The following is a 16785-nucleotide window of genomic DNA, read 5'->3' as shown; positions in this document are numbered from 1 at the left end:
CCACACGGCGTCAATACTTTGTCAGAACATTCTTACTGACTGACAACGTGGCCCGACAGCGCGGCCGGGTGGCTCAGGAACGGGCCAGGAGCTGGAAGTCGAAGGCGTAGCGCGAGGCGCGGTACAGGTGCGAGCCGAATTCCACGGCCCGCCCGGTGTCGTCGAAGGTGGTGCGCTCCATGGTCAGCAGCGGCGCACCGGCGGGCTCGGCCAGCAGCGCGCCCTCGGCGGCGGTGGCCGCCCGGGCGCCGACGGTCTGCCGGGCACTGTGCAAGGTGATGCCGGCGCCGCGCATCAGGCGGTACAGGCCGGTGGCGGCGAGGCTCTCGTCGTCCAGGTCGAGCAGCCCGGCGGGCAGGTGGTTGCGCAGGTGGGCCATCGGCTCGCTATGGGCCAGCCGCAGCCGCTCGATCACCACCACCTCGGTGCCCTCGGCGACCCCGAGGGCGGAGGCGACACGGGCGCAGGCGGGTTCGAGGGTGTGGCGCAGGACCTGCGTGGCGGGCTTCTGGCCGGCCTCCTCCAGGTCGTCGTAGAGGCTGCTGAGCTCCAGCGGGCGCTTGACCTGACTGTGGACGACCTGGGTGCCCACGCCGCGGCGGCGCACCAGCAGGCCCTTGTCGACGAGCGACTGGATGGCCTGCCGGACGGTGGGCCGGGACAGGCCCAGCCGCCCGGCGAGCTCGATCTCGTTGCCGAGCAGGCTCCCGGGCGCGAGCTCGCCGCGCTCGATGGCGGCCTCCAGCTGCTGGGAGAGCTGGAAGTACAGGGGGACCGGGCTGCCGCGGTCGAGGGTGAACCGGAGGGGATGCTGCTTCGCCACGGAGGGAGCGTAGCCCCAGGACCTGATGACGGGAAGTCGTGAGGTCAGGATGTCCGGACATGGCGACCGCACGCGGCGCCCCGCAGGGCGCGGGGCAGTGTCGATCTGCGGCTGCCGCCGGTGGGCGCGATCGCCCACCGGCGGCCTGCCGGCCGAGGCGCCACCGGCGGGGTCCGGGCGAAGCACGGCACTCCGTCTGCGGGCGCGTCGTGGCTTGTCGCGCAGTTCCCCGCGCCCCTGCGGGGCACTGCACCGCCGGATCGGCCCTAGAAGCGGACCGGCAGGCGCAGGGGGCCGCGCATCAGCAGGCCCTCGCGCCAGGTCAGTGCGTCCGGGTGGCAGTCCAGGGCGAGGTCCGGGCAGCGCTCCAGCAGCGAGCGCAGGGCGATCCGGGCCTCCAGGCGGGCCAGCGGCGCGCCCAGGCAGTAGTGGATGCCGTGCCCGAAGGCCACGTGCCCGCGCGCGTCGCGGCGTATGTCGAAGCCGCCGGGTTCGGGGAAGCGGGCCGGGTCCCGGTCGGCGTCGGCGAGCGCGACGAGCACCAGCTCGCCGCCGCCGGGCACGACGGTGCCGCCGATCTCGACGGGCTCGGTGGTGAAGCGGTACGTGGAGGTCTCCACCGGTCCGTCGTAGCGCAGCATCTCCTCGACCGCGCTCTCGTACAGACCGGCGTCGGCCCGCAGGGCCGCCAGCTGCTCGGGGTGGGTGAGCAGGGCGAACACGCCGTTGGTCAGCAGGTTGACCGTCGTCTCGTGACCGGCGACCAGCAGGATCCAGGCCATGCCGATCAGCTCCTCGGAGGAGAGCCGGTCGCCGTCCTCGGCCGTGGTGCGGATCAGCGCGCTCAGCAGGTCCTCCCCCGGCCGGGCCTGCTTGGCGGCGACCAGCCGGGTGAGGTAGGCGGCGACCTCCCGGGCGGAGGCGGCCTTCTCGGCCGGCGGCGCCGAGCCCACGGCCGTGGACGTCCACACGCGGAACGCCTCGCGGTCGAGGTCCGGCACGCCCAGCAGCTCGCAGATGACGCCCATGGGCAGCGGGAAGGACAGCGCGTCGACCAGGTCGGCGCGGCGGCCCGGGGAGGCGAGCATCGCGTCGAGGAGCTCGTCGGTCATCTCCTGCACGCGCGGCGCCATCGCCTCCACCCGGCGCGGGGTGAACTCCTTGGCGACCAGCTTGCGCAGCCGGGTGTGGTCCGGCTGGTCGGAACCGAGCATGTGCGGGCCGGCCGCCACCATCTCGATGCCCAGGCCGGGCGAGCGGTTGTCCCACCGCTTGGAGAGCCGCGGGTCGTTGAGGGTGGTGCGCACCTCGTCGTAGCCGACGACCAGCCAGCACACCGGCCCCTCCGGCATCCGCACCCGGTGCACGGGGCCGCGCTCGCGCAGCGCGGCGTACACGGGGTACGGGTCGCGGGCGAACGCCGCGCCCATTGCCGCCAGATCGACGACGCCGTCCCGCTCCTCCAGCAATGTCGACACCATGCCATCCCCCTGCGCGTCTTTGTTCGCACGAACATCCGTTCAGCGTTCACCTTACGCGCCGGTAGGGGGAGTTGAGCAGGTGTCAGCGGTCGGTGATCTCCTGGAGGTGGGGATCGGACAGGTGCAGCACCCGGTAACGCTCGCCGGCCTCGCCGTCGGGCACGCCCTCCTGCCACAGCACGAACCGCAGCAGCTGCCACTCGCGGGGGTCGACGCCGACGGCGGCCGTGTGCACCCCCGCCGTACGGGCCGCTCCGGCCAGCCCGGCCAGCGCCTCGGCGACCGCCTCGGCGGGGTCGGCGTCGGCCGGCAGGGGCGTGAGCTGCCGCGAGGCGGCCTTCGGCGCGCAGCCGCGGGCGGGGCCGGCCGCACAGGCCACACCCGTCCAGTGCCGGACGGCGGGGCGGCCGAAGTCGCGCACGATGCCCTGGAATCCGCCCCCGCCGACCAGGAAGTCGCTCATCGCGCCGGTGTCCTGCCACAGGTAGAAGGGGGCGTACGCGTTGACCGGGGACCCGTCGGCGCCGCGTTCGCGGACGAGGTAGGCCTTCAGCCCCAGGCCGGCCCGCTCGTCGAGCGCGTGGCCGCGGGTGGCGACCCGGTGCCGGATGATGCCCATGTCGTAGTCGGCGGGCAGGGCGATCTCGTACTGCATCGCGTACACGGGACGCGTTCTCCTTGTCGTTGTGCGTGCTGGACCGCTTCAGGCCGTGGCCTGCGCGGCCAGCAGGCCGAGCACGCCGTCGACGGCGCGGGTGAACGGCTCGGGGGAGCCCGCGGCCCGGGCGAGGACGTAGCCGCCCTGGAGCACCGCCATCACGGTCGAGGCGGTGGCCTGCGGATCGAGCGTGGCGGGGAACTCCCCCGCGTCCCGCCCCTGCGCCAGCACCTCGGCCAGCCGCTCGCGCACCCACGCGAACATCTCGTCGACGGGGACGCGCAGCACGGGATCGGCCATGACGTCGGGGTCCTGGGTGAGGCGTCCGATCGGGCAGCCCTTGAGCACGTCGCGCTCGCGCCGCAGGTACGCGGTGATCCGCTCCAGGGCCGTGCCCGGCCCGCCCAGCCACGTCTCGACGGCGGCGCGCATCTCGTCGGCGGTGCGCCGGATGGCGGCCAGGGCGAGGTCGGGCTTGCCGGAGAAGTGGTGGTACATGCTGCCCTGGCCGGCACCGGCGCGCTGCTGGATGGCCTTGGGGCTCGTCCCGACGTACCCGCGCTCCCACAGCAGCTCGCGGGTGCTCTCGATGAGGCGTTCCGAGGTACTCATGATCGTATTGTACATACCAGTAGGTACAGCTGGGGCCACGAAAAGCCGCCGCCCGGAGCGGGCGGCGGCCGGACGGCGGCCGCGATGCCTCAGCAGCCGAAGTCGACCAGGTCGAAGGTCTCGTAGTGGTCGCCGGTGTAGTAGTCCTCGTGCGCACCGCGGCCGGTGACGATGCGGCGGGCGCCGCGGTCACGGGAGCCCGGGGTGATCACGGTGTACTCGTGGTAGTAGCCGCTGTTCTGGGACGGCAGGACGCCCTCGCGGTTGGAGAAGACGACACCGTCCTTGGGGTACGGGAACGGTCCGCCGTTGTCGATCAGGCGCAGGGTGTCGTGGGCCTGCGAGGGCAGCTCGGAGTAGCAGACGTCCCCGACGCTGCTGGCGGCAGCGACCCGGGTGACCTGGGCGGGCGCGGCGAGGGCGGGCGTGGCGGTCAGCAGCGCGGCGGCGAGGGCGGCAACGGCGCCGAGGCGCGCAAAACGATGGGGGGTTGACATGGGCACAGCATCTCTCTGCGTGCACATGCCACGTCAAGAGATGGCCGGAAAGTTACCTCGGCATTCACCGGACACCGGCGGAATGTTTGCCTCAGAGGCAAAGATTTTGCCCAACGGACAACTTGGTGGCTATACCGGAAGCATGTCGCCACCACCCGCCTCACCCGGCGAACCCGGGACCGGGCACGTCCTGCCCTTCGTCGCCCCGCACCTGCGCGAGCTGCGCCGGCGCAGCGGGCTGACCCTGGAGGGGGCCGCCGCCCGGGTGGGCCTGTCCCCCGCCCACCTCTCCCGGCTGGAGACCGGGCAGCGCACGCCGTCGCTGCCGGTGCTGCTCTCCCTGGCCCGCGCCTACGGCACCACCGTCTCCGACCTGCTGGGCGAGGTCACCCCCGCGTCCGATCCGATCGTACGCGCGGACCGCATGGCACCCCAGGAGGCCGGCGGCTGGACCTACTGGCGGGCCGGCGGCTCCGGGCGCGCCATGCAGGCGCTGCGGCTGCACGTGCCGTACCACGGCGGTGGCCAGGAGGAACTGGTGCGCGTCCACCCCGGCGAGGAGTGGCTCCACGTCACCCACGGCCGGCTGCGGCTGGTGCTGGGCGACGCCACGCACCTGCTGGAGGTGGGCGACGCCGCCCACTTCGACTCGCTGACCCCCCACCGCATCGCCGCCGACTCGCCCGGCGGGGCGGACCTGTTGTTCGTGCACACGCTGATGCAGAGCGGCGTCGCCGGGCTGTGCCTGGGCGAGGCCGCATCCGACCGGAGGGCACTGCCATGAGCTTCCACGAGGAGGACCGCGCCCCCATGGGCATGACGGTCCGGGTCTTCATCTACCTCGTCGCCGTCCACTTCATCGCCGCCTTCATGTTCCTGCTGTTCTATCTGGGCGGCGCCGTATAGGCCTCGCTACGCTGGGTGCCATGGCCCGTACCGCCCGGGAAGCCGTCGACGAAGCGGTCCGCGCGCTCGCGCCCCGGGCGGAGGACAACCGCCTGGTCGCCCGGATCGCCGCGGGCCGGGCGCCGCTGGCGGCCGTGGCCGCCCTCGCGCTCGAACAGCACCACGTCGTCCCCGCCGACCGCCGCAGCTTCGCGCACCTCGCCCTGCGGGCCACCCCGCTGGGCGAGCCGGCCGTCGTCGCCTTCTTCGACCACCTCGTCCGCGGCGAGGACGCCGCGTACGCCCGCCTCGCCCCGCTCGCCCGCGCGTGCGGCCTGGACGAGACGGCCCTGCGGGCCCACGAGCCACGGGCCGGCTGCCAGGCGTACCCGGCGTACGTGGCCTGGCTCGCCCTGAACGCCGAACCCGTGGACGCGGCCCTCGCGCTGACCGCGAACTTCGCCGCCTGGGGCGGCTACTGCGCCACCGTGTCCCTCGCCCTGCGGGAGCACTACGGCTTCGAGGACGAGGCGTGCGGCTTCTTCGACCTCTTCGGCACCCCCGACCCCGAGGCGGCCGAACGGGCCCTCGCGGCCGTGGGCACGGGGCTGGTCGACGACCACCTGTCGGAAGGCCGGGCGCACCGCTACGGGCGGCTGCTGCAGGAGTACGAGGCCCTGTTCTGGCACACCCTGGAGGAGGCCGCCCGGCCGGCGCGCTGACGCCGTGCGGGTCTGCTCCACCACACGGGCGAGTGCAAGATCGCCGAAGCGCGGACGCCGCGCGGGGCGCCGCGCAACGATGTCGGCCATGTCGGGAGAGCCGTACAGCCAGCCCGCACCGGTGCGGTGCAACCGGTGCCACAACCCCCTGTGGTGGGACATGACGCCGGGGCAGCCGACCTGCTGGTACTGCTCGGTGTGCAACCATCCGCCGGAGCGCAAGGTCAACGCGGCTGCGTTCCCGCCGCCGTGTCCTGCGGGGTGCTCCTCCCCCGTCTTCGAGATGAGGGACGGCGCGCGCCGGCCCATCTGCCACTAGCGCCTGTCGGCGGCTCGGGCAGCGCCCCGTAGGGGCGCGGGGAACTGCGCGATCAGCCACCGACGGCCTGCAGTGGACGTACCACCTCGGGGCCCGGGCGCAGCACGGCACTTCATCTGCGGACGCGTCGTGGCTTGTCGCGCAGTTCCCCGCGCCCCTTCGGGGCACTGCCTCAGCCCTGTGTCAGGGAACCGTGCACCCGCAGGCGTGCGATGCCGCCGTCCGGGTGGATGTCCAGGCGGACGTGCGTGCCCACCGGGGCGTCCTCCAGCACGATCCTGTGCACCGCGTCGGGCTCCAGCCGCGTCCGTGGCACGATCTGCCGCCAGGCCGTGCCGGTGGCGGCGTCGAGGACCGACAGATCGGCCCATCCCGCCGCATTGCCCTTGTAGTGGCCCGTGTCGATCTCCACTGCCCGTATCCGTGCACGCCCCGTCAGCCGGTAGCGCACCCAGTCGTGTCCGTCGTCCCGGCGGCGGCGGGTCTCCCAGCCCTCGCCCATCGCGCGCGAGCGGCCGGGCAGGACGGTGCCGACCGGGTCCGAGAAGAAGCGGTCGGACGCGTCCTCCACCATGCCGCCGTTCTCCAGCGCGACGAGGTCGAAGGTGCCCAGGGCCGCGAGCCAGGCGGGATCGGGCACCGGTTCGCCGTGCACCCGCAGCCGGGCGATGCCGCCGTCGGGATACTGCTTCAGGCGCAGGTGGGTGAGGCGCTGCCGCCCGCCGAGCGGGAAGCCGTGGGCCGCGTGTCCGCCGACCGGCGTGCGCGGCACCAGCTCCGTCCACTTCACGTCGTCGGCGAGGAGGTCGGCCACGCTCGGCGTGCCGGGCAGTTCGGTGCCCTCCAGGGCGACCGCCTGCGGGTGGTTGCCGCGGAAGTGGGCCGTGTCGACGACGACGCCGTGCACCGTGCCGGGCACACCGAGCCGGACGAGCGCCCAGTCGTGGTCGTCGTCCGCGGGGTGCGGGGCGGTGGCGGACGCGCCGCGCCGGCGGCGGGTCTCCCAGCCGTCCATCACCTTGCCCTTGGGCCCGTACGCGGCGGGGTCGAACCGTGCGGGGCCGGGCAGGAGCAGGTTCTCGCGGTCGGCGAAGAACTCGTCGCTGGCGGCGACGACGGACGCCCCGAGCCGCCGGTCGGCGAGGTCGGGCAGGTGGGTGAAGCCGAAGTCGGCGTCGGCGCCGCGGTAGTCGGCGTACGGGTCGCCGCCGGCGTACGGGCGGGCGTTGCCGGTGAACGGCGGGAGGTGGCGCGGTGCGCTGCTCATGCACGCTCCAGGAGTCGGCCGGTGGGTTCGGTCAGGGGGGTGCCGTGATCGGCGATCCGGCGCCCGCGCAGCCAGGTGGAGCGGACCACCCCGTGCAGCGTGCGCCCCGCGTAGGCGGTGACGGGGTTGCGGTGGTGGAGCCCGGCCGCCTCGACGGTGAAGGTCTCGTCGGGGGCGAGGACGGCGAAGTCCGCGTCGCGGCCCGGGGCGATGGCTCCCTTGGTGTGCAGGCCCGCGAGGGCGGCGGGCGCGGTGGCCATCCAGCGGGCGAGGTCGCCGGGGCCGTGCCCGCGGCGCCGGGCCTCGGTCCACACGGCGGGCAGGCCCAGTTGCAGGGAGGAGATGCCGCCCCAGGCGCGGGCGAAGTCGGGCACCTTGAGGTCGGCGGTGCACGGTGAGTGGTCGGAGACGACGCAGTCGAGCGTGCCGGTGGCCAGAGCGCTCCACAACGCGTCGCGGTTGGCGGCCTCGCGGATGGGCGGGCAGCACTTGAACTCGGTGGCGCCGTCGGGGACTTCCTCGGCGGTGAGGGTGAGGAAGTGCGGGCAGGTCTCGGCGCTCACGGGCAGGCCCGCCGCCCGTGCCCCGGCGAGCACGGGCAGCACCCGGGCCGAGGACACGTGCAGCACGTGCACGCGCGTGCCGTGCCGCCGGACGGCCGCCAACAACGAGGTGACGGCGTCGCGTTCGGCGTCGTGCGGCCGGGAGGCGAGGAAGTCGGCGTACCGGGGGCCGCCGGGCTGCGGGGCGCCGGCCAGGCGGCCGGGGTCCTCGGCGTGCACGATCAGCAGCCCGCCGAAGCCGGCGACCTCGGGGGCGACGGCGTCGAGGTCGCCGGGCGCCAGGTGCGGGAACTCCTCCACGCCCGACGGGGAGAGGAAGGACTTGAAGCCGAGGACGCCCGCGTCGTGCAGCGGCCGCAGGTCACCGCGGTTGCCGGGCAGCGCCCCGCCCCAGAAGCCGACGTCCACGTGCACCCGGCCGCGCGCGGCGGCCTGCTTGCAGCGCAGGTGGGCCACGGTGGTGGTGGGCGGCAGGCTGTTGAGGGGCATGTCGACCAGGGTGGTGATGCCGCCCGCGGCGGCGGCCCGGGTGGCGGTGGGGAAGCCCTCCCACTCGCTGCGCCCGGGGTCGTTCACGTGCACGTGGGTGTCGACGAGCCCGGGCAGCAGCACGTCGTCCCCGAAGTCCTCGACGCGGGCGGCGCCGCCGGGCGGGGTCGCGTACGGCAGGACGGCCTCGATGCGGCCGCCGGTGACGGCGACGGCGGCGGGGCCGGTGCCGTCCGGCGTCACCACGCGGGTCGATCGCAGCAGGAGCTCCACGGTCCGCCTCTCGACAAGCCGGGGGATGGGGTTCAACATTTCGTTGCACGCCGCTCGCCCGCAGTCTCCAGGGCCCCTTCCGCTCCGTCAAGGCTTTCCCGGCAGGCTTTTCCGGGACATGGAAGCTATATTCCACGAGCCAGAAACCGGTCGGCGACGCCTCGGACGGCCGGTAGGCTTCTGCCCCCATTCCCCCGGAAGGAGCGCCGTGCCCCCGTCCGCCGAGCCCCGAACCGCAGCCAGCAGCGGTGGAGTCCAATCCCTCGAGCGAGCCTTCGACCTGCTCGAGCGGATGGCCGACGCCGGTGGCGTGGTCGGGCTGAGCGAGCTGTCCGCGAGCAGCGGCCTGCCGCTGCCGACCATCCACCGGCTGATGCGCACGCTGGTGGCCTGCGGATACGTCCGGCAGCAGCCCAACCGGCGCTACGCGCTCGGCCCCCGGCTGATCCGGCTCGGCGAGAGCTCCTCCCGGCTGCTGGGCACCTGGGCCCGCCCGCACCTGGCCCGGCTGGTGGACGAGACCGGCGAGACGGCGAACATGGCCCTGCTCGACGGCGACGAGGTCGTCTACGTCGCCCAGGTGCCCTCCCGGCACTCGGTGCGCATGTTCACCGAGGTGGGGCGCCGGGTGCTGCCGCACACCACGGGCGTGGGCAAGGCGCTGCTGGCCCAGTCCCCGGACGCGGAGGTGCGCGCCCTGCTGGCCCGCACCGGCATGCCGGCGGCGACCGAGCGGACCATCACCACGCCGGACACCTTCCTGGAGGAGCTCGCCCGGGTGCGCGAGGCCGGCTTCGCCGTCGACGACAACGAGCAGGAGATCGGCGTGCGCTGCCTGGCCGTGCCGGTGCCGGACTCGCCCACCTCCGCGGCCATCTCCATCTCCGGCCCCTCGGGCCGGGTCACCGAGGCGGCGACGGACCGGATCGTGCCGCTGCTGCGGCAGGCGGCCGCGGAACTGTCGGCCGCACTGGCCGGCTCCGGCGCCTGACACCTGCCCCCTGGCACCCGGCACCTGACGGCGGGAACGGGCCGGCCGGACCGGGACCGCGCGCCTACTCCCCCTCGCGCGGCCTGGGTACCTCGGCACCCGCGGCCGGCTCCGCCCCGTCCGCCGCGCCCGTTTGCGGCGCGGCGGAGCCGAAGCGCTCGACCGCGGCCCGTACCTCGCCCAGCGCCGGCGCGAGCGCGCTGACGGATCCGACGGCCCCTGCCACCAGCAGCAGCGAGCGGCGCAACCGGGAGACGTCGGGGTCGCCGGTGCGCACCATCGCGTCCAGAGCGGCGAGTTCGTCCTCGGCGGCGTCCCGGTCGGGCAGGGCGGCGGGGTGGCCCGCGAGTTCCCGGCGCATCCGGGACACCGCGGCGCCCAGCTGGTCCACCCTCGGATCCGGCTCCCCGCCGGACCGGCCCGTCCGTTGCGCGTCCACCACTACGGCGCCTTCCGCCACGACTGCCCCCCTCCCGTGCGCTCGCCCACCCGCCGGATCAGTTAACGCCACTTTCCGTGCGCCGCGCCACACGCACAGCGAAATTGAGGCTGCGCGTTCGCGTGCGGGTGACGAACTGACGTACAGCGCACATCCGGCCGTGTGTGCGGTATGCAGGAGCCATGACGGCACCCCCCGTTCCCGCGGTCGCGGGGCTCCTGCTGGCCGCGGGCGGCGGCCGCCGGCTCGGCGGCCGCCCCAAGGCGCTGCTGCCGTACGGCGACGGGCTCCTGGTGGACCACGCGGTGCGGGTGCTGCACGCCGGCGGCTGCTCCCCGGTGCTGGTGGTGCTGGGCGCCGGCGCGGACGAGGTACGGGCCCGCCTCGCCCCCGCACCGGGGACGACCCGGTGCGTCGACAACCCCGACTGGGCACGCGGCATGGGCACCTCGCTGCGCGCCGGCCTCGCGGCCCTGGCCGCGACGGACGCCGGCGCGGCGCTGGTGACGCTCGTCGACCAGCCGTACGTCGGCCCCGCCGCGGTGGCCCGCGTCCTGGCCGCGCACCGCGCGGGGGCGAGCCTGGCGGCGGCCGCGTACGACGGCGGGCGCGGGCACCCGGTGCTGCTCGGGCGCGAGCACTGGCCGGGCGTGGCGGCGGCCGCGGAGGCGGACCGCGGGGCGCGGGCGTACCTGCACCGGCACGCCGCCGCCGTACGGCTCGTGGAGTGCGGGGACGTCGCGGCGCCGGACGACGTGGACACCCCGGCCGACCTCGCCCTCCTGGACCGTCCCGGCGGCCGGAACGGCCCGATGCGCCATTGAACTTCCACGATGAGAAATCTATTCTCCACAGATCCGTTGCACCGGTGGGAGGTTGCACCGGTCGAAAGACCATCAAGGAGTGAGCGCCCCATGCCCGCACCAGCGCCGTCCCCGCTGGCAGTCACCCGCGCCCCGCACGTGGCACGGCAGGAGGAAGTGCTGACCGACGAGGCCCTCGCCTTCCTCGCCGCCCTGCACCACCGCTTCACCCCGCGCCGCGACGAGCTGCTCGCCCGCCGCGCCGAACGCCGGGCGGAGATCGCCCGCACCGGACGGCTGGACTTCCTGCCCGGCACCGCCGGCATCCGGGAGGATCCGCACTGGCGCGTGGCCCCCGCCCCGCCGGCCCTCGAGGACCGGCGCGTGGAGATCACCGGCCCCGCCGACGACCGCAGGATGACCGTCAACGCCCTCAACTCCGGCGCCCGGGTCTGGCTCGCCGACTTCGAGGACGCCTCCTCTCCCACCTGGCACAACGTCATCAATGGCCAGCTGAACCTGATCGACGCCCACCGCCGGCGCATCGACTTCACCACTCCCGAGGGCAGGACGTACGCCCTGCGGCCGGACGCCGAGCTCGCGACCGTCGTCGCCCGCCCCCGCGGCTGGCACCTGGACGAGCGCCACCTGACCGCCGGCGGCCGGGCCGTTCCCGGCGCCCTCGTCGACTTCGGCCTGTACTTCTTCCACAACGCCCGCCACCTGCTCGATGCGGGCAAGGGGCCGTACTTCTACTTGCCGAAGACCGAGTCGCACCACGAGGCCCGGCTGTGGAACGACGTCTTCCTCTTCGCCCAGGAGTACGCCGGCATCCCGCGCGGCAGCATCCGCGCCACCGTCCTGATCGAGACGATCACCGCCGCCTACGAGATGGAGGAGATCCTCCACGAGCTGCGCGAGCACGCCTCCGGGCTCAACGCCGGCCGCTGGGACTACCTCTTCTCCCTCATCAAGAACTTCCGCGACGCCGGCGAGGACTTCGTCCTGCCCGACCGCAACGCCGTCACCATGACCGCGCCGTTCATGCGCGCCTACACCGAACTGCTGGTGCGCACCTGCCACAAGCGCGGCGCCCACGCCATCGGCGGCATGGCCGCCTTCATCCCCTCGCGCAAGGACCCCGAGGTCAACGCCGTCGCCCTGGAGAAGGTGCGGGCCGACAAGGAACGCGAGGCCGGCGACGGCTTCGACGGCTCCTGGGTCGCCCACCCCGACCTGGTGCCGGTCGCCCGCGCCGCCTTCGACGCCGCCCTGGGCGAGCGCCCCCACCAGAAGCACCGCCTGCGCGAGGACGTCCGCGTCGGCGCCGGCGACCTGATCGCCGTGGGCGGCCTCGACGCCCGGCCGACCGCGGCCGGACTGCGCAATGCCGTCCAGGTCGCTCTGCGCTACATCGAGGCGTGGCTGCGGGGCATCGGGGCGGTGGCCATCTTCAACCTCATGGAGGACGCCGCCACGGCCGAGATCTCCCGCTCGCAGCTGTGGCAGTGGGTCCGCGCGGGCGTCGTGCTCGACACCGGCGAGAAGGTGACGGACGCCCTCGTACGCAAGGTCGCCGCCGAGGAACTCGCGGACGCGGGCACGGGCGCGGACGGCGCCTGGCAGGAGGCCCACGACCTCCTGCTGGAAGTGGCCCTGAGCGAGGAGTACGTCGACTTCCTGACGCTGCCGGCGTACGAACGACTGGGCTGAGGACTGCCGAGGACTGCCGTCGGGCCTACGGCTCGGCCATCGCGCCCAGGGCAACGAAGCCGCAGATCAGAACCGCCAGGATGAGCAGCAGCGGCCAAACGAACCGCAAGTACTTGTCGTAGCCCACCTTGGCCAGGGCCACGCCGCCCACCACCACCGCGGTGGTGGGCACCCACAGGTTCATCCAGCCGCTCGCCGCCTGCCAGGCCGTGACGACCACCGCCCGTGAGACGCCCGCGAACTGGGCCAGCGGGGCCAGGATCGGCATGGCCAGGGTGGCGTGGCCGGAGGTGGAGGGGATGAGGAAGGCCAGCGGCAGGTTGACCACGTAGACCATGACGCCGAAGAGGGCCTCCGGCGCGCCGCTGACCGCGCTCTCGACGGAGTGCAGCACCGTGTCGATGATCTTGGCGTTCGTCATCAGCACGGTGATGCCGCGGGCCAGCACGATCACCAGGGCCGGGGCGACGAAGTCGGCGACGCCCTGGACGATGGTCGCGCTCAGGCGTTGCTCGCCCAGACGGGCGACCACGCCGACGAGCACGGCGGCGGCGATGAAGAGCGCCGCCAGCTGGGCGAAGGACCAGTCGAGTTCCCAGCCGTAGGGGGTGGCGTCGGCCCGGCCCGTCAGCGCGCTCGCCCAGGGGATCACCGAGAAGATCATGAAGGCGAAGACGAGGGTCACCAGGACGAGCACGCCCTTCTGCAGCCCCGTCAGCTCCGGCGGCTCCTCGGCCTGGGCGGCGAGCTCGCGGTCGCCCGCGCGGAAGCCGACGAGCGAGCGCCCCGGGTCGGTGCGCACCCGGTGGGCGTAGCGGACGACGTAGGCGATGGTCACGGCGGTCAGAACGAGCCACATCGCGAACCGCAGGCCGATGCCGTCGCCGAGGGAGACGCCCGCCGCCGAGGAGGCGACCCCGGTGGCGAAGGGATTGACGGTGGAGGCCAGGACGCCGACGCCGGCCCCGAGGATGATGGCGCCGGTGGCAACCATGCGGTCGTACCCGAGTGCCAGCATCAGCGGCACCAGCAGTCCGTAGAAGCCGAGCGTCTCCTCCGCGAATCCCTCGACGGTGCCCAGCAGCGAGAAGACGGTCATGACGGCGGCGATGAGCAGGCCGCCGCGGTGCCGCAGCCGGTGGGCGAGCCGTTCGATGCCGCGGTCGAGGGCGCCGGTGGCGAAGACGACGGTGATGAAGGCGCCGATGGCGAGGACGAACAGGAACACCGCGGCGCTGCCGTACAGCACGCCCACCCCGTCGGGGGCGACCTGGCCGGTCTTGACGTCCCGCACGCCGTAGAGCCCGTTGACCGGGGCGAGGAAGAGCTGGCCGAGGCGGTGGACGAAGCCGCCGGGGGCGGCCTCGCGGTGGTACGTGCCGTGGACGGGGCTGCCGTCGGGGCCGCGGTCGTAGGCACCGGAGGGGATGAAGAAGGCGACGATCCACACCAGGACCGTGACGGCCGCGAGGACGGTCAGGGCGCTGGGGAAGACGAATCCGCGCTTGTGCCCCTCTTCCTCTCCTTCCTTCATCCCCTCCTCTGGTTGCTCCTCCACGGCGGGACCCCTTCGGCACGGGCGGACGATCGTCCCGATTGTCCCGTAATGGCGGGTTTCACTCTAGCCGCCACGCGAGGACCGGGGCACGGCGGTGCCGCGCCCCGGTCCCGCCGGCCGAGGGCCGTCCCCCTCGGCGGCTCGTGATGGCCCCGCACCCGGCCCGGTCAGCCGGCGGCCAGGCGGGCCAGGCGCCGGGCCTCGTCGCGCGCCCGGCGGGCGATGGCGTCCTCGTCGGCGGTCACCAGGTGCCCGTCCTCGACGACCACCCGGCCGTCGACGAGACAGAGGGCGACCGGCGCCGGCGGGCCGAGGACGAGCGCGGCGACGGGGTCGGCGATGGTGGAGTGCCCGAGCCCGTCCAGCTTCCACAGCACCACGTCGGCGAGCTTGCCCGCCTCCAGCGAGCCGGTCTCCGCCGCCCGGCCGAGCACCCGGGCGCCGCCGTGGGTGCCCAGGCGCAGCGCCCGGCGCACCGTCAGGGCGTGCTCGTCACCGGCGAGGCGGTGGACGAGCAGGGCGTTGCGCAGCTCGGTGTGCAGTTCCCCGGACTCGTTGGAGGCGGTGCCGTCGACGCCGAGGCCGACGGGCACGCCGGCGGCCAGCAGGGCGGGCACGCGGGCGGTGCCGGCGGCGAGGCGGGCGTTGGAGGAGGGGCAGTGGGCCACGCCGGTGCCGGTGCGGGCGAAGGCGGCGATGTCGGCGTCGTTCATGTGGACGCAGTGGGCCATCCAGACGTCCTCGCCCAGCCAGCCGGTGGACTCGAAGTAGTCGGTGGGCCCCATGCCGAAGCGTTCCTTGCAGAAGTCCTCCTCCTGCACGGTCTCCGAGCCGTGGGTGTGCAGGCGCACGCCCTTGCGGCGGGCGAGGGCCGCGGATTCGCGCAGCAGCTCGGTGGTGACGGAGAAGGGGGAGCAGGGGGCGACGCCGATGCGCAGCATCGAGTCGAAGGAGGGGTCGTGGTGGGTGTCGATGGCCTCCTCGGTGGCGAGCAGGGCCTGCTCGGTGCTCTCGACGGCGAAGTCGGGGGGCAGGCCGCCGGCGGAGGCCCCGAGGTCCATGGAGCCGCGGGTGGGGCTGAACCGCACGCCGAGCTCGCGCGCGGCACGGATCTCGGCGCCGAGGAGGTCGCCGCAGCCGCGGGGGAAGACGTAGTGGTGGTCGGTGGTCGTCGTCACGCCGCCGCGCATCATCATGGCCAGCGAGCCGCGCGCGGCCTCGTACACCATGGGCTCGTCGATGCGGGCCCAGACGGGGTAGAGGGCGGCGAGCCAGTCGAAGAGGGCGGCGTCCTGGGCGAGGCCGCGCGTGAGCCACTGGTAGAAGTGGTGGTGGGTGTTGACCAGGCCGGGGGTGGCCAGGTGGCCGGTGCCGTCCACGCGGCGGACCACGTCGTCCAGGTGGCCGGGGGCCGGGCCGGGGCCGACGGACTCGATCCGGTTGCCGGCCACGACGACGTGCCCGGTGGCGTGTTCGGTGTCGTCGGCGTCGACGGTGGCGACGGCGCAGTTCTCGATGACGATGCGGCCCGTGGGGCGCTCCGTGGGGGCGGGGGGTGTCATGGGCTGACGTCCTCGTGCTCGCAGGTCGGGGGGCGGGCCAGGGCCTGTCCGGCGGATCTTCGTCACGCGGTATCACGGTGCCCCGTAGGGGCGCGGGGAGCGTCGATCTGCGGCTCCGCCGCGCGGGCGCGACGAGCCACGACGCGCCCGCAGACGGAGTGCCGTGCTTCGTCCGGCTCCCGGGGTAGCACGTACGGGGCGCTGCACGATCCGCCGGACACGCCCTAGGGCAGGTTGGTCACGTCGACCGGTATGCGCGGCCGGGCGCCGTCGCGCAGGACGGTGGCCTCGATGAGCCCGTACGGGCGGTCGGCGGCGTAGTAGACCTCGTGGTCGTTCTTCAGGCCGAAGGGTTCGAGGTCGACGAGGAAGTGGTGCTTGTTGGGCAGGGACAGCCGGATCTCGTCGATGCCGGGGCACTCCTGCAGCACGCGCTCCCCCATCCGGTAGAGCGTCTGCTGCAGGGAGAGCGAGTAGGTGGTGGCGAAGGCCTGCAGGAGGTGCTCGCGGATCCGCTCGTAGGAGCCGTCCCAGGGGGTGGCGGGGTCCGGTTCCGCGGTGCCGGGCGCGGCGGCGTGCCGCCAGACCGCGTGGACCTCGGTGGCCAGGACGCGGTCCCGGGTCTCGGGCAGGGTGGTGTAGCGGTCCTTGGCGTAGCCGGTGAACTCGGAGTCGGTGGAGTTCAGGACGGTCAGGTGCTTGAGCCCCGTGAGGACCTCCCAGCCGCCGTCGTCGTGGGTGACCTGCGCCGTGCGCGTCTCCTGGCGGCCGCGCACGAAGGAGTGGCGTTTCGGGCCGGGGGTGGGGATGCGGCCCCAGGTGTGCTCCTCGATGCGGATGCGCGCTCTGGTGATGGGGTCGTGGTTGGTGACGAAGTGCCGGGCCAGCCGGATGCCGAACTGCTCGGCGGAGGCGATGCCGTGCTCCTTGGCGAAGGCGAAGACGGTGTTCTTGGTGGTGTCGGTGGTCAGGACGTTGGCATTGGACCCCGAGAGGTGGACGTCGGCCATGTCCCCGGAGAGGGCGACCGAGACGGTGAGGTCCTTGATGTGGTGGGTGGGGCCGTCGCGGGTGATGCGCACGACGCGGGTCTCGGCCTTGCCGTACTGGTTCTGGCCCAGGATCACGGT

Annotated in this window: 17 protein-coding genes; 6 read left to right on the top strand and 11 right to left on the bottom strand. The window is 74.0% G+C overall.

Annotation, left to right across the window (positions count from 1 at the left end; genetic code table 11):
* Positions 1-73: 73 nt before the first annotated feature.
* The 5 genes from ABD361_RS21990 to ABD361_RS21970 all read right to left on the bottom strand — a co-directional run bounded on the left by ABD361_RS21990 (position 74) and on the right by ABD361_RS21970 (position 4071).
* On the bottom strand, positions 74-823 hold the full coding sequence (locus ABD361_RS21990) for a GntR family transcriptional regulator (RefSeq protein ID WP_344437187.1): 750 nt from the start codon (positions 821-823) through the stop codon (positions 74-76).
* A 266-nt stretch (positions 824-1089) separates the two neighbouring features.
* The gene (locus tag ABD361_RS21985; protein WP_344437185.1) at positions 1090-2304 is read right to left on the bottom strand and encodes a cytochrome P450 family protein; all 1215 of its coding nucleotides are present in this window, start codon (positions 2302-2304) and stop codon (positions 1090-1092) included.
* Positions 2305-2386: 82 nt separating this feature from the next.
* Positions 2387-2968: a DUF4865 family protein gene (locus ABD361_RS21980; RefSeq protein ID WP_344437184.1), complete on the bottom strand. Its 582-nt coding sequence runs from the start codon at positions 2966-2968 to the stop codon at positions 2387-2389.
* Between the two features lie 39 nt (positions 2969-3007).
* Positions 3008-3574, bottom strand: a complete 567-nt coding sequence (locus tag ABD361_RS21975) for a TetR/AcrR family transcriptional regulator (RefSeq protein WP_344437183.1) — start codon at positions 3572-3574, stop codon at positions 3008-3010.
* 89 nt (positions 3575-3663) lie between these two features.
* Positions 3664-4071 (bottom strand): guanyl-specific ribonuclease, encoded by a 408-nt coding sequence (locus tag ABD361_RS21970; RefSeq protein ID WP_344437182.1) that lies wholly within the window; start codon positions 4069-4071, stop codon positions 3664-3666.
* 142 nt (positions 4072-4213) lie between these two features.
* Here ABD361_RS21970 and ABD361_RS21965 point away from each other — a divergent pair, with 142 nt between their 5' ends.
* The 3 genes from ABD361_RS21965 to ABD361_RS21955 are packed head-to-tail and all read left to right on the top strand — an operon-like array spanning position 4214 to position 5678.
* Positions 4214-4855 carry a helix-turn-helix domain-containing protein gene (locus ABD361_RS21965; RefSeq protein ID WP_344437180.1) on the top strand — a complete coding sequence of 214 codons (642 nt, stop codon included), beginning with the start codon at positions 4214-4216 and terminating at the stop codon, positions 4853-4855.
* Positions 4852-4977 (top strand): DUF6126 family protein, encoded by a 126-nt coding sequence (locus tag ABD361_RS21960; protein ID WP_344437179.1) that lies wholly within the window; start codon positions 4852-4854, stop codon positions 4975-4977. Before ABD361_RS21965 ends, ABD361_RS21960 begins: the two co-directional genes overlap by 4 nt.
* Before the next feature lie 20 nt (positions 4978-4997).
* Entirely contained in the window at positions 4998-5678 is a 681-nt protein-coding gene (locus ABD361_RS21955; RefSeq protein WP_344437178.1) for a thiaminase II/PqqC family protein, read from the top strand.
* Between the two features lie 491 nt (positions 5679-6169).
* Here ABD361_RS21955 and alc read toward each other — a convergent pair whose 3' ends face one another.
* Together alc and allB are read right to left on the bottom strand one after the other, a co-directional pair.
* Positions 6170-7264 (bottom strand): allantoicase, encoded by a 1095-nt coding sequence (gene alc, locus ABD361_RS21950; protein WP_344437177.1) that lies wholly within the window; start codon positions 7262-7264, stop codon positions 6170-6172.
* On the bottom strand, positions 7261-8589 hold the full coding sequence (allB, locus tag ABD361_RS21945) for an allantoinase AllB (protein WP_344437176.1): 1329 nt from the start codon (positions 8587-8589) through the stop codon (positions 7261-7263). Before allB ends, alc begins: the two co-directional genes overlap by 4 nt.
* Before the next feature lie 208 nt (positions 8590-8797).
* Between allB and ABD361_RS21940 the strand changes: the two genes are divergently transcribed.
* The gene (locus ABD361_RS21940; protein ID WP_344437175.1) at positions 8798-9580 is read left to right on the top strand and encodes an IclR family transcriptional regulator; all 783 of its coding nucleotides are present in this window, start codon (positions 8798-8800) and stop codon (positions 9578-9580) included.
* Between the two features lie 64 nt (positions 9581-9644).
* Here the strand turns inward: ABD361_RS21940 and ABD361_RS21935 are convergent, their stop codons facing one another.
* On the bottom strand, positions 9645-9971 hold the full coding sequence (locus ABD361_RS21935; protein WP_425583286.1) for a DUF5955 family protein: 327 nt from the start codon (positions 9969-9971) through the stop codon (positions 9645-9647).
* A 230-nt stretch (positions 9972-10201) separates the two neighbouring features.
* Between ABD361_RS21935 and ABD361_RS21930 the strand changes: the two genes are divergently transcribed.
* Entirely contained in the window at positions 10202-10843 is a 642-nt protein-coding gene (locus ABD361_RS21930; protein WP_344437173.1) for a nucleotidyltransferase family protein, read from the top strand.
* A 90-nt stretch (positions 10844-10933) separates the two neighbouring features.
* On the top strand, positions 10934-12535 hold the full coding sequence (gene aceB / locus ABD361_RS21925; protein ID WP_344437172.1) for a malate synthase A: 1602 nt from the start codon (positions 10934-10936) through the stop codon (positions 12533-12535).
* 25 nt (positions 12536-12560) lie between these two features.
* On the opposite strand, the gene ABD361_RS21920 is transcribed toward aceB, so the two are convergent.
* The 3 genes from ABD361_RS21920 to pucL form a co-directional block, all read right to left on the bottom strand.
* Entirely contained in the window at positions 12561-14069 is a 1509-nt protein-coding gene (locus ABD361_RS21920) for a YfcC family protein (RefSeq protein ID WP_344437238.1), read from the bottom strand.
* 191 nt (positions 14070-14260) lie between these two features.
* Positions 14261-15655 carry an 8-oxoguanine deaminase gene (locus tag ABD361_RS21915; protein WP_344437171.1) on the bottom strand — a complete coding sequence of 465 codons (1395 nt, stop codon included), beginning with the start codon at positions 15653-15655 and terminating at the stop codon, positions 14261-14263.
* A gap of 224 nt (positions 15656-15879) precedes the next feature.
* Positions 15880-16782, bottom strand: a complete 903-nt coding sequence (pucL, locus tag ABD361_RS21910; protein ID WP_344437170.1) for a factor-independent urate hydroxylase — start codon at positions 16780-16782, stop codon at positions 15880-15882.
* Between the last annotated feature and the right edge of the window lie 3 nt (positions 16783-16785).

Source organism: Streptomyces luteosporeus (assembly GCF_039532865.1).
Classification (GTDB): domain Bacteria; phylum Actinomycetota; class Actinomycetes; order Streptomycetales; family Streptomycetaceae; genus Streptomyces; species Streptomyces luteosporeus.
This window is presented reverse-complemented; position numbering and strand designations above follow the sequence as displayed.

Coding starts and splice junctions, on each gene's coding strand:
- ABD361_RS21915 (WP_344437171.1), bottom strand. CDS start 15,655: ATGACACCCCCCGCCCCCACGGAGCGCCCCACGGGCCGCATCGTCATC.
- ABD361_RS21960 (WP_344437179.1), top strand. CDS start 4,852: ATGAGCTTCCACGAGGAGGACCGCGCCCCCATGGGCATGACGGTCCGG.
- aceB (WP_344437172.1), top strand. CDS start 10,934: ATGCCCGCACCAGCGCCGTCCCCGCTGGCAGTCACCCGCGCCCCGCAC.
- ABD361_RS21955 (WP_344437178.1), top strand. CDS start 4,998: ATGGCCCGTACCGCCCGGGAAGCCGTCGACGAAGCGGTCCGCGCGCTC.
- ABD361_RS21975 (WP_344437183.1), bottom strand. CDS start 3,574: ATGAGTACCTCGGAACGCCTCATCGAGAGCACCCGCGAGCTGCTGTGG.
- ABD361_RS21985 (WP_344437185.1), bottom strand. CDS start 2,304: ATGGTGTCGACATTGCTGGAGGAGCGGGACGGCGTCGTCGATCTGGCG.
- ABD361_RS21930 (WP_344437173.1), top strand. CDS start 10,202: ATGACGGCACCCCCCGTTCCCGCGGTCGCGGGGCTCCTGCTGGCCGCG.
- ABD361_RS21970 (WP_344437182.1), bottom strand. CDS start 4,071: ATGTCAACCCCCCATCGTTTTGCGCGCCTCGGCGCCGTTGCCGCCCTC.
- ABD361_RS21920 (WP_344437238.1), bottom strand. CDS start 14,069: ATGAAGGAAGGAGAGGAAGAGGGGCACAAGCGCGGATTCGTCTTCCCC.
- alc (WP_344437177.1), bottom strand. CDS start 7,264: ATGAGCAGCGCACCGCGCCACCTCCCGCCGTTCACCGGCAACGCCCGC.
- ABD361_RS21965 (WP_344437180.1), top strand. CDS start 4,214: ATGTCGCCACCACCCGCCTCACCCGGCGAACCCGGGACCGGGCACGTC.